Raw genomic sequence first — 12,179 nt, 5'->3', positions numbered from 1 at the left:
GGGCCGAGGGTCGTGCGTGGGTAATTACGTCGGGCGGTAACTACGCACGCACGGGAGGCGAAGCCGCATCAATCCTTCGGTCCACCCGCGGCGTACACGACCTGACCGGAGATGAATCCCGCGCCTTCACTGACGAAGAAGGACGCCAGGTGCGCGATGTCGTCGGGATTTCCGACGCGATTGACCGGAATCTGTGACGCAGCAGCGGCTTTGAAATCCTCGAACGGAACGCCGACGCGCTCGGCTGTTGCTGCGGTCATCTCGGTTTCGATGAACCCCGGCGCGATGGCGTTGGCGGTGACGCCGAACTTGCCGAGCTCGATCGCGAGGGTCTTGGTGAATCCCTGCATGCCTGCCTTGGCGGCCGAGTAGTTGGCCTGACCGCGGTTGCCGAGTGCCGAGGTGCTCGACAGGTTGACGATGCGGCCCCACTTGGCGTCGATCATGTGCTTCTGGATCGCGCGGGTCATCAAGAACGATCCGCGCAGGTGAACCCCGAGCACGGAGTCCCAATCCTCGACGGTCATCTTGAACAGCAGGTTGTCGCGGGTGATACCTGCGTTGTTGATCAGCACGGTGGGAGCACCGAACTCGGTGGCGATGCGATCGACAGCCGTCTTCACGGACTCTTCGTCGGCGACGTTGGCACCGATGGCGACGGCCTGACCGCCCGCGGACTTGATGGCGTCGACGGTGTCGGAACACGCCGCTTCGTCGAGGTCGACGACGGCAACTCCGAATCCGTCCTTCGCCAAGCGTTTCGCCACAGCGGCTCCGATTCCTCGGGCGCTACCGGTCACTACGGCTGTCTTCACTGCATCACTCACTGGCTTCTCCTGAAGTTGCGAAACGATGGAACCTCTAGAACTGTTCTACCAACACCGAGCTACCGCTCAGTAGGCGGCCACTGCGCCGTCGAGCGCCTTCTGCATTCCCTGCGCGACCGTGCGCGTGATGTGCAGCGGTTTCTCGGGTAGATCGGTGATCGGCTCGTCGATGTAGACGCTCGCGCCTTTGAGTGTCTGTGGTGTCCCGTAGCTGAGCCCGATGCAGATCAACACGGGTTCGACGCCGAGAGCTCTGACGCGGGAGATGATGTGGCCGATGCCGCTGCCTACCTTTTGAACCTGTGTCGGATCCTCGAGGTTGCAGGTTCCTTCTGGAAACACGGCCAAGTTGTCCCCGCGCCTGACACGCTCGGCGCTCACATCCATCATTCTGTTGCCCGCCGCGCTGACCGCGCGCATGCCGTGGTTCTTGCCGCGGAAGACGGGGATGCCGCCCATCATGTCGATCCGCTTCCGCTGTTTCGGTTCCTGAAACAGCTCGTCCTTGGCGAGCACACGAGTCCTCCCGATGACGGGCCGCAGCGGACTCGCCCACGCGGTGGCTGCGACGGTGTACGGGTCGGTTTCCGACAGATGGTTGACGGCAATGATCAATCGCGTGTCGTCGTAGACAAGCCTGCGTAGCTCTTCCCGGGCAGTACCCGGATAGCTGAGCCGAGGCTTGAAGCGCCGGGCCAGCGTCGCGTACGCGAGCCTCGCCACCTGACGGTTCTGCTGATGGCGCAGGTAGAAGTCGTAGACGGTTTCGTCGTTCTCCAGAATTACTGCGGGTCGATCCATGAGATGCAGCTTAGCTACCCGAAGATCGGAAACCGCCGCTTCCTTGCGAGGGCATCCATCCCGCTCTGGATACGCTGACGAACCTCCTCGTATTTGGCCTCGACGTAGTCTTCGTCATCGCACAGTGCCGGGTCGTGGTCGACGGTGATCGGCGGCATGAACCGGGTCCTGATCTTGGCGGGCAGCGGAATCTGCGGCAACGCGGCGGGCGCGATGATCCACGGCAGCGACAGCGCGATCGGAAATACCTTGAGTCGCGCGATGCGGTCCAGCCTGAGCACGCGCGCCAGCGTGTCCCCTCGTACAAGGACCGGCATCGCATCGGCACCGCCGACGGTCGCCACGGGCACGATCGGAACTCCCATCCGAATGGCCATCTTCACGAAACCTGTTCGGCCGCCCAGAGTTGCGACATCGCGTTCGGTCCACGGCCGCAGCGAATCGACCTCGCCGCCCGGCCACACGATCACGTCGCGCCCCTCGGCCAGAGCAGTGGCCATCGAATCCGGAGCGGCCGGGAGCACGCCCATCGACCGGAACACCTTCCCGATGATCGGGAATGCCATCAGCGCATCGTGCGCGGTGCCGTGCAATGTGCGCTTCTCCCCGAAGTGACGCCACCACTGAGCACCGACGGTCCACGCGTCCCATACGAACGGCGCTCCGGTATGGACGCCGACCACCAGGACCGGCGCCTCGGGTATCTCGTCCCACCCGTCGATCTCCATTCGGAACCAACGGTCGGTGACGAACTTCCAGAAGCGCACCTGCCGGTCCATCGCGGCGGTGTTCTGGTCCCCTAGATCCCAGTCACCGGCGCGCTCGGCAACGAATTTCCCCATCCCCCCCTCGTGCTGCTCGCGACGATCCTTCATCTTCAATCGGGCGGCCGCGGCCTGTCGCTGAGCTTGATCGTGCAGTTCGATATTCCGGTGATCTGCATCACTCATACCTGGCACCGTACCCCAGAGGTCAAGCGCCTCGAGGTGAGTAGAGCTTCAGCGGGAACGACGCGCGCACGACGGCGCGCATCTCCTTCAACCCTCCGGTGATCGCGCCTGCAGCCCGCGCCTGAACCAGGACGTTTCCGAGCGCAGACCCCTCGATCGGACCCGCGACGACTGGAAGACCCGTCGCATCGGCAGTCAATTGACACAGCAGTTCGTTCTGCGATCCCCCGCCGACGATGTGGACGGTCTCGACGTCGATACCGGCCAGTCGACCCGCAACATCGACCGAGCGGGCATACGCCGCGGCCAGGCTGTCCACAATGCACCGAATGGTCTCCGCAGGTGTCGACGGGACAGTGACACCCGCGGTAGCGCACTCCTCGGCGATGCGCGACGCCATGTCCCCCGGCGGCAGAAAGACTGGAAGATCGGGATCGACGACGGCTCCGAGACCGGCGAGCGACGCCGCCTCCGCCAGAAGGTCGGTCAGCGACTGCGGCCTACCGTCACGTTCCCACTGCCGCAGCGATTCCTGCACGAGCCACATGCCCATGACGTTGCGCAACAACCGGACCGTGCCGTCGACGCCTGCTTCGTTGGTGAATCCGCCGTCTCTCGCAGCGTCCGACAGAACCGGGTCCGTGGTCTCCACGCCGACGAGAGACCATGTGCCGGAGACGATATAAGCGAAATTCGACGATTCGGCAGGTACCGCCACGATTGCCGACGCCGTGTCGTGCGTCCCGACGGCTACCACTGTCGTCTCGGTCCCGACCGTGTCGGCGACCTCGGCAGTGAGGGCGCCTATCGTCTCGCCCGGCGACATGAGTGCGGGCAACAGATCCGCCTTCAGACCCAACCTGCCAGCCGACGCCCGGTCCCATTCCCGTGTCCGTGGATCGAGAAGACCGGTCGTCGACGCGTTCGTCACCTCGCCGACGGCTACGCCGGTGAGCCAGTAGGCCAGCAGGTCCGGGATCATCAGCATGCGCTCGGCACCGCCCAGTCGGTCGGCGGTCTCTGCCAGCAGTTGATAGACAGTGTTGAACGGCAGTTGCGCAATTCCGTTGACGGAAAACAGATCCGCGTGATCACCGTCGGTCCTGGAGTCACGATAGTGGAACGGAATGCCCACAATCGCGCCGTCCGCACCCAGCAACGCGTAGTCCACTGCCCACGTGTCGATTCCGATCGACGTCAGCGTTTCACCGTCCAACTGCTGAACGAGCGCGCGCACACCGTCGAGAACGCCCTGATACAGATCGAGAATGTTCCAGTGCAACGATCCGTTCAACCGCACCGGCCGGTTCTCGAACCTGGCGATCTCGTCGAGACGAACCGTCCCGTCCTCGACGCGTCCGAGCATCACCCGCCCGCTCGACGCACCGAGGTCGACGGCTGCGAACGCGTCCATCAGCGCAGGAATGCGGCTGCAACGCCTGCATCCACCGGGATGTGGAGTCCGGTGGTGTGGGTGAGTTCGCCACCGGTCAGCGCGAACACAGCGTTTGCTACATGCTCGGGGAGAACTTCACGCTTGAGAAGCGTGCGCTGCGCGTAGTATTCGCCCAATTTCGCCTCTTCGACGCCATACACCGCCGCGCGCTTGGCACCCCAGCCGCCGGCGAAGATCCCCGATCCGCGAACGACTCCGTCCGGGTTGATTCCGTTGACACGGATGCCGTACTCGCCGAGTTCGGCGGCCAGCAACCGGACCTGGTGCGCCTGGTCCGCCTTGGTCGCGGAGTACGCAATGTTGTTGGGACCGGCGAACACCGAGTTCTTCGACGAGATGTAGACGATGTCTCCGCCGAGCCCCTGCTCGATCATGATGCGCGCGGCTTCACGTGAGACGAGGAACGAGCCGCGGGCCATGACGTCGTGCTGCAGATCCCAATCCCGCACCGTCGTCTCGAGGAGCGGCTTGGAGATCGACAGGCCTGCGTTGTTGACCACGAGGTCGACGCCGCCGAACGCCAACACCGCGGCGGCGAAACCGTCGGCGATCTGCCCTTCGTCGGTGACGTCCGCTGCGATACCCACTGCAACATCGGAGTTGCCGATCTCGGCCGCAGCAGCCGCAGCCTTCTCTGCGTCCAGATCTGCGATGACGACGCATGCGCCCTCCGCGGCCAGACGCGTCGCGATCGCCTTCCCGATTCCCGACGCCGCGCCGGTGACCAGTGCGACCCGTGTCGCCAGCGGCTTGGGCTTCGGCATCCGCGCCAGCTTGGCCTCCTCGAGTGCCCAGTACTCGATCCTGAACTTCTCACGCTCGTCGATCGGCGCGTACGTCGAGATTGCTTCAGCGCCCCGCATGACGTTGATCGCGTTGATGTAGAACTCACCAGCGACGCGCGCGGTCTGCTTGTTGGCACCGAACGAGAACATCCCGACGCCCGGCACGAGCACGATAGCCGGGTCGGCGCCGCGCATCGCAGGACTGTCCGCCTCGGCGTGCGCGTCGTAGTAGCGTGCGTAGTCCTCGCGATAAACCTGATGCAACTCCTTCAAACGCACCGATGCCTCCTCCACTGTCGCCGTCGGCGGCAGATCGAGAACCAGTGGCCGAACCTTGGTGCGGAGGAAGTGATCGGGGCAGGACGTTCCGAGTGCCGCAAGCCTCGGATGCTCCTCGGCAGCAAGGAAATCGAGTACGGCCGCACTGTCGTCGAAATGGCCGACCTGTGGACGATCGGTGGACGCGAGACCGCGGATCAGCGGGAACAACGAAGCTGCCCGTGCCCGACGGGATTGCTCGTCCAGTGCCTCGAACCCTGCGATAACTCCGCCGAAAGCATCGACCCGACCGTTGTCTGCGATGTACTGCTCGGCAGTCCGGATTATCTCGAGCGATCGCTGTTCGGACTCCTCGCTCGTCTCGCCCCACGCAGTGATGCCGTGACCACCGAGGATGCAGCCGATCGCCTGCGGGTTGTCCGCTGCGATGGCTGCGATGTCGAGGCCGAGCTGGAATCCGGGTCTGCGCCAGGGCACCCATACGACGCGATCACCGAAACACTTGCGCGTCAGCTCCTCGCCGTCGGCTGCCGTCGCGAAGGCGATACCGGAATCGGGGTGCAGGTGGTCTACGTGGTTCGCCTCGACGAGGCCGTGCATGGCCGTGTCGATCGACGGTGCTGCTCCGCCCTTACCGTGCAGGCAGTAGTCGAAGGCAGCGACCATCTCGTCTTCGCGCTCTACGCCGGGATACACACTCTTCAGCGCCAGTACTCGGTCGAGACGCAGTGCCGCAAGACCTTCGGGCTTCAAGGTACCGAGGTCGCCGCCGGAGCCCTTGACCCACAGCAGCTCGACGTCGTCACCGGTGACCGGATCGGTTTCGGTGCCCTTCGCCGAGGTGTTTCCGCCCGCGTAGTTGGTATTGCGCGCGTCGGCGCCCAATCGGTTGGACCGGGCGATCAAGTCGTCGATCGTCGTCACGTGAAATTCTCCCTGGATTCTGGACGCTTGCAGTTTTCAGACGCTTACGTACGAGATGCCGAGCAACTCTGCTGCGGCTTTGATGTCCTTGGCGCGGTGTCCTGTGCACAGCGCCCAGTGGTGACCGGTTCCGGTGGCACTCCACTCGTCGGTCCACTCACCTGGGTCCCGGCCGAAGTCGACTCGGGAGGTGGTGTTGCCGATCTGGAGGAGCGGCCCAGGAACCACCGTGCCCTCGGAGGTGATGAACGTGAACGAACCGTCGCGGTTCTGTCCGATCGAGAACGTGGTCACAGGTCCTGCTTCGACGTCGAATTCGACGCTGACGCCGTAACCGCGCTTGCCGTGGTACACACCCAGTCCACGCAGAAGCGGTGCACCCGATGATATCTGCAAGTGGGCAGGCCCGTCGTGACCCATTTCCACGACGCCGTCGCGGAAATTCAGAGCCTGCAGTTCGGTGAACGAGCCGCCGGCGCCGAGACGGTCGGCAATCAGCATCGCTACCGCAGTTCGGATGTCGTACTCACCCGCAAGCGGAATGCCTCGTCCGGTGAGCAGTGACGCGCCGAGAATCATTCCTGCGCCTAATCGTTCGTGAAGTTCGCCGCCCAGTCCGCGGTGGTAGTAAGCCATGGCATCGAGACCGAAGTCCTCGACCAGTCGATCCAGACCGACCGACACCTTGGCGCCCCAGGCGAAGTCCCCGGCGTCCACGGAGTCGTCGAGCGTGAAGATGCTTCTCGCTTGATCGAGGCGATCGGACACCTCCGCTTCGGTGACGTCGTCGACGCGCACACGTAGATCGTCGAATTCGAGGATCTCGACATGCGAGCCGAACTGCGAGGACAGCAACGTCACGTCGGTGGAGATATCGAGCATCCCCGGATACAAGTGGCCCATCAGTCCGAGCCGTGCATGACGGAGCGCCGCCCTCGCCGACGCCGCTCCCACCCACGCATCGATCCGTGACCACGCGTTCTCGTCACGCAGATACCCGGACACCGAGCGAAAGTCGATTCCACTTCGGCGGAACACGTTCGCGACCTCGGGAAGTGGGCATTGCCCGCAGTATGCGAGCCACTCCCCGGTTCCGGTGTTCGCGTGATCCATCGCCTCGGTCGGTTGAAGATCGATCAACAACACGGGCGCGTCGACGCGCTGCGCGATCGGCAACACCATCGATGACGTTAGATAGGTGGTGAGGAAGACGACGACTAGGTCGCAGTCGGCACGCCGCAAGTGCTCGGCCGCCGAGGCGGATTCGATCGGATCGGAGACGAATCCCGCATCGACCACGACGCAGTCCTGCTTCTCGAATCGTTCCGTGACGTATCGCGCCGACTCCTTCAGAGTCTCGAGGAGACCGGGGAACTGCGGCCAGTAGGCACCGAGGCCTCCTGACACCAATCCGAGTCTCGTCTTCCTCTGCATGTCAGGCTCCCCAACTGGCTTGTTGCCCGCCGATACGCTCGGATTCGATGCGCTGCATGTACCCGGACCGCGCGAAGGCCGCGACGGGATCGCGGCCCAGTCCCTTGGATTCTCTTAGATCACCGAGCAGTCCACGGACATCGGTGTTGTAGGCATCCATCAACACCGCGTGGGCGCCGAGGATGTCGCCGCCGCGCTGAGCCTCGTCGAGAGCCTGTGCGTCGACGAGCAAGGCCTTGGCCGTGGCTTCCTGGACGTTCATGATCGAGCGAATCTGACCGGGAATCTTCGGTTCGATGTTGTGGCACTGATCGAGCATGAAGTTGATTCCGGACTCCGGCAGATGAGCACCGGCGGAGACGATCTCGTTCATGATGCGGAAGAGCTGGAACGGGTCGGCCGCACCGACGATCAAGTCGTCGTCGGCGTAGTTGCGTGAATTGAAGTCGAAGGCGCCCAACTTGTTCTGACGAATGAGCTGAGTGACGATGAACTCGATGTTGGTACCAGGTGCGTGGTGGCCGGTATCGAGAACTACCTGCGCCTTGTCCCCGAGTGCAAGGCAATGCAGCAGGGAGGTTCCCCAGTCCGGGATGTCGGTGGTGTAGAAGTACGGCTCGAAGAATTTGTACTCGATGAGCAGACGGTGGTCGTCGTCCAGACCCGCGTAGATCTCCTGCAGAGACTCGGCCAGCCGATCCTGCCGTGCACGGATCGAATCCTGGCCGGCATAGTTGGTGCCGTCCGGAAGCCAGAGCTTGAGCATCTTCGATCCGGTCGCCCGCATCACGTCGATGCATTCGAGATGATGCGCAACAGCTTTCGCACGAATCCTCGGATCGGCGTTGGTGAGCGAACCGAGCTTGTAGTCGTCGTCCTGGAACACGTTGGAGTTGACGGCACCGAGAGCGACTCCGTTGTCGGATGCGAAAGCGGCCAACTTGCCGAAGTCGTCGACGTAGTCCCATGGGATGTGGAGCGACACTCGCGGAGCGGCCCCGGTGACGCGGTTGACCTCGGCGGCGTCGGCGACCTTCTCGAACGGGGTCCGCGGAACGCCGGCGGTGCTGAACACCTTGAACCGGGTGCCCGAGTTCCCGTACGCCCAGCTCGGCACCTCGATTCCGAAGTCGGCGAGCGCCGAGATGTCCTGTACTGCAGCGGTCATGATGGGTTCCTTAGCTGGCTCTCGAGGTGGAAGAGTTCGGACAGGAGCACGAACCCTTCGTCCGGGGTGGCAGAGCCGAGACCCGTGAAGAACGGGGCCATCTCGGCCTGCCACCGCGCGTTGACGTCGGTACTGCTCATCGCCTTCTGCGCCGCGTCCAGATCGTCACTTTCGACGTAGCCGACTATCAGACCGTCGTCGCGGATGTGCAGAGAATAGTTGTTCCAGCCGTTGGCTTTCAGTGCCTGAAGCATCTCGGGCCACACCTGCGCGTGGCGTCGGGAATACTCGGGAACGGCCTCGGGCCGAAGCTGAAGGGTGAAGCAGTACCGATTCACTAGAAGTTGTACTGATCGATATTGGCGGCGTCGAACACGGTCGGCGGTCCGAGCACCAGTTCTCCGTCGGCGCCGATGGTGTACTCGCCCAGCTCGCCTGCGGTGAAGGTTTCGCCTTCGGCTCCGGTGATCTGTCCCGACGCCAGTGCCGCACCTGCGTAGGCGGCGAGGTATCCGATGTCGGTGGGGTCCCAAAGTGCGAACTGCTTCACGGTGCCGTTCTTGACGTATTCACGCATCTGGTTCGGGGTTCCGAGACCGGTGAGAACGACGTTGTCCTTGTAGTTCGACGACGAGATGTACCGTGCCGCAGCGGAAATTCCGACGGTCGTCGGTGAGACGATAGCCTTCAGATCCGGGTAGGTCTGCAGCAGACCCTGGGTCTCCTGGAACGACTTCTGATCGTCGTCGTTGCCGTAGACGGTGGCGACGAGTTCGATGTTCGCGTAGTCGGGGTTGGAAGCGAGCTGCTCCTTCAGCACCTCGATCCAAGCGTTCTGGTTGGTCGCGTTCGGGGTGGCGGACAGGATGGCAATTTTGCCGGTGCCGCCGATCTGATCGCTCGTCATCTTGGCGAGTGCTTCGCCGACGCCCTCGGTGGTGGCCTGGTTGATGAACAGGTCACGGCAGTCCTTGGACGCGTCCGAGTCGAACGTGACGACCTTGATGCCTGCATCGCGTGCCTGGTTGAGCGACGGGCACACAGCGTTCGGATCGTTGGCGGCGATGCCGATGACATCCTGGTTCTGTTGGATCAGCGTGTTGATGTAGGAGACCTGCGACGACGCACTCGCGTCGTTGGGGCCGACGAGCTTGTATTCGCCGCCGATCTCGCCGACAGCGGTCTCACCGCCCGCGACCTCGATGTCGGAGTACGGGTTGTTGAGCTGCTTGGGCAGGAAGGCGATCTTCAGCCCCTCGGTGATCGGGGCGTCGGGATTCGCGGTTCCGGTGACGCGGCTGCCGCTGTCGGAGGATTCGGACGCCGAGTCCTGCGTGGTTCCGCCGCACGCGGTCAGCACCAGAGACAGTGCTGCGACGCCTGCCAGCGGCGCGAGGCGCCGGGAGAGCTTGGTCATGAAAGATCCTTTCGGTAGGCCCTATGTGAACGGAAATGCATAGCAGACTAGGTATTTCCGTTCACATACGGTTGATGGCTTTTCGACGCTGAGCGGAAGTTCGGACGGTCTTCAGGATGTTGGGCAGGAGCACGGCGACGATGAGCAGGACTCCGGTGACGACGGTGAGCGCTTCGTTGGAGATGTCTTCGAGACGAAGAGCGTTCTGCAGTGCGGCAAGCAGAACCACGGCAGCCAGCACGCCGAGGAGCCGGCCCTTACCGCCGAAGATGGACACGCCGCCGAGCAGAACTGCTGCGACGACGGATAATTCGAGACCCGAACCGTTGTCGGCGCGCGCACTCGAGTAACGCAGGCTCCACAGGACACCCGCGAGAGCCGCGACGGCGCCTGCAACCACGTAGAGCCAGAACTTGATGCGGTTTCCGTCGATGCCGGCGAACTTCGCTGCAGTTGCACTGGCGCCGGTGGCATAGATGTTGCGCCCCAAGGCCGTCGACTGCAGCAGAACTCCGAAGATCACCGCAAGTATCACCAACGGTATCGCAAGATTGGGAATCGGAGTGTCGCCGACCGTGCCGGTGACCCACGAGGTGTACGCGCGAGGGAAGTTGGACACCGCTTGATCACCGAGCAGCACGAACGCTAGCCCGCGGAACAGCGCGAGCGTTCCGATCGTCACTGCGAGAGAGGGTAATCCGAGTCCGGCGATGAGAAAACCGTTGAGCGCACCGAGCACCGCACCGAGCAGGATGCACATCGGGACGATCATCTCGATGGTGAACCCGTTGTTCCACATCCAGCCCATGGCCGCGCCGCTCAACCCGAGCGTGCTGGCCACCGAAAGGTCGATCTCCCCGGTCACGATGATCAGTGTCATCGGCAGGGCGATCAGAAAGATCGGCGCAAGATCGAGCACGAGAAACGTGAAGTTGGTGCTACTCCCGAAGTCGGGGTTGGTGACCGAGGCACCGATCAGCACGAGCACGGTCAGCGTGATGATCGCGGTGTCCCAGTTGGCGAGAAGCTCTCGCCACCGGCTGCCGGTCCCAGGCGTCGGCGGTGCCGGCGTCGGGCGTGTGGCGAGATCACTCGACATGAGCGCTCCTCTTTCGAAGTTGCTGCGCGGCACGCACTGCCGCGATTCGGTCCGCCGCGATGGCGATGAGAATGAGCGCACCCACGATGGCCTGCTGCCAGAACTGGTTGATCTGTAGCACCGGCAGTGCACTGTTGATCGTCGTCAGCAGCAGTGCGCCGAGGGCTGCGCCCCAAATGGTCCCGATCCCGCCGACCACAGCCACTCCACCGACGACACAGGCGGCGATGACGTTGAGTTCGTAGCCGGTTCCGGCTGCGGCGTCGACAGTTCCAAAGCGTGCGGCGAACATGACACCCGCAATTCCGGCCATGGCACCGGAGAACGCGAACGCGGCGAGAGTGCGCTTGCCGACCGATATTCCGGCGAGCTCGGCGGCATGCCCGTTGGATCCGATCGCGTACAGATCTCGGCCGCTCCGGTAGCGGCCGAGGTAGACGCCGGTGACGGCGATCGCCACGAGGGCGACGAGCACCAGGATCGGCACGCCGAGAACGCTTGCCGTGCCTAGATCGAGGAACGACGCGGGCATCTCGTCGGCGGTGATCTGTTCGCCGCCCGCCCAGAAGTACGCGACGCCGCGGAAGATGTACATGGTGCCGAGCGTCACCACGAGCGCGGGGACTCCGCCGAATCGAACCAGTACGGCATTGACGACTCCGCACACCGCACCGACCGCAACGCCTGCGAGTATCCCCACCACGATGGGCAGGTCGGGCGAGCTGTGCATCAGCGAACCCGCCGCGAACGCGGACAGGCCGAGGATCGAGCCGACCGAGAGGTCGATGTTCTTGGTGATCATCACGACGGTCTGGCCGACGACCAGAACTGCGACGATGGACGCCGCGAGCAGCAGGTCGCGGATGCTCTGGGAGGACAGGAACGAGGAATTCTTCGCGGTGGTCACCGCGACGAGCACGACGAGCGCGGCGAGTATGCCGAGCGAGCGCATTCGAAGAATCTTCTCGACGAGTGAGCGCCCGGTGTCCACCGGCTTCAACGGCCCGGCGGGGGCGTGTACGTCAGTCACATTCCCTGG

At 63.6% G+C, this 12,179-nt stretch carries 11 protein-coding genes; all 11 read right to left on the bottom strand.

Annotated elements, in window-relative coordinates; genetic code table 11:
- Positions 1-68 precede the first annotated feature (68 nt).
- A complete protein-coding gene (gene fabG / locus D8W71_RS05510) occupies positions 69-827 on the bottom strand; it encodes a 3-oxoacyl-ACP reductase FabG (protein ID WP_121111686.1) in 759 nt (252 codons plus the stop codon).
- Positions 828-893: 66 nt separating this feature from the next.
- Entirely contained in the window at positions 894-1,628 is a 735-nt protein-coding gene (locus tag D8W71_RS05505; RefSeq protein WP_121111684.1) for a lysophospholipid acyltransferase family protein, read from the bottom strand.
- Positions 1,629-1,642: 14 nt separating this feature from the next.
- Positions 1,643-2,578: a lysophospholipid acyltransferase family protein gene (locus D8W71_RS05500; RefSeq protein ID WP_121111682.1), complete on the bottom strand. Its 936-nt coding sequence runs from the start codon at positions 2,576-2,578 to the stop codon at positions 1,643-1,645.
- A gap of 22 nt (positions 2,579-2,600) precedes the next feature.
- Positions 2,601-3,992 carry a rhamnulokinase gene (locus tag D8W71_RS05495; RefSeq protein WP_121111680.1) on the bottom strand — a complete coding sequence of 464 codons (1,392 nt, stop codon included), beginning with the start codon at positions 3,990-3,992 and terminating at the stop codon, positions 2,601-2,603.
- The gene (locus D8W71_RS05490) at positions 3,992-6,022 is read right to left on the bottom strand and encodes a bifunctional aldolase/short-chain dehydrogenase (protein WP_121111678.1); all 2,031 of its coding nucleotides are present in this window, start codon (positions 6,020-6,022) and stop codon (positions 3,992-3,994) included. The genes D8W71_RS05495 and D8W71_RS05490 overlap by 1 nt, the downstream gene beginning before the upstream one ends.
- 36 nt (positions 6,023-6,058) lie before the next feature.
- The gene (locus tag D8W71_RS05485; protein ID WP_121111676.1) at positions 6,059-7,456 is read right to left on the bottom strand and encodes an L-fucose/L-arabinose isomerase family protein; all 1,398 of its coding nucleotides are present in this window, start codon (positions 7,454-7,456) and stop codon (positions 6,059-6,061) included.
- A 1-nt stretch (position 7,457) separates the two neighbouring features.
- The gene (gene rhaI / locus D8W71_RS05480; protein ID WP_121111674.1) at positions 7,458-8,624 is read right to left on the bottom strand and encodes an L-rhamnose isomerase; all 1,167 of its coding nucleotides are present in this window, start codon (positions 8,622-8,624) and stop codon (positions 7,458-7,460) included.
- Positions 8,621-8,962, bottom strand: a complete 342-nt coding sequence (locus D8W71_RS05475; protein ID WP_121111672.1) for an L-rhamnose mutarotase — start codon at positions 8,960-8,962, stop codon at positions 8,621-8,623. The genes rhaI and D8W71_RS05475 overlap by 4 nt, the downstream gene beginning before the upstream one ends.
- Positions 8,962-10,041 (bottom strand): rhamnose ABC transporter substrate-binding protein, encoded by a 1,080-nt coding sequence (gene rhaS / locus D8W71_RS05470; protein ID WP_121111670.1) that lies wholly within the window; start codon positions 10,039-10,041, stop codon positions 8,962-8,964. Before rhaS ends, D8W71_RS05475 begins: the two co-directional genes overlap by 1 nt.
- Before the next feature lie 61 nt (positions 10,042-10,102).
- A complete protein-coding gene (locus D8W71_RS05465) occupies positions 10,103-11,140 on the bottom strand; it encodes an ABC transporter permease (protein WP_121111668.1) in 1,038 nt (345 codons plus the stop codon).
- Complete coding sequence (locus tag D8W71_RS05460; protein ID WP_236077727.1) at positions 11,130-12,170, bottom strand: ABC transporter permease; 1,041 nt, start codon at positions 12,168-12,170, stop codon at positions 11,130-11,132. The genes D8W71_RS05465 and D8W71_RS05460 overlap by 11 nt, the downstream gene beginning before the upstream one ends.
- Between the last annotated feature and the right edge of the window lie 9 nt (positions 12,171-12,179).

This window comes from Rhodococcus sp. P1Y (genome assembly GCF_003641205.1).
Classification (GTDB): Bacteria; Actinomycetota; Actinomycetes; order Mycobacteriales; family Mycobacteriaceae; genus Rhodococcoides.
Note: the sequence above shows the minus strand (reverse complement) of the source record. Positions and strands in the feature narration are given on the sequence as shown.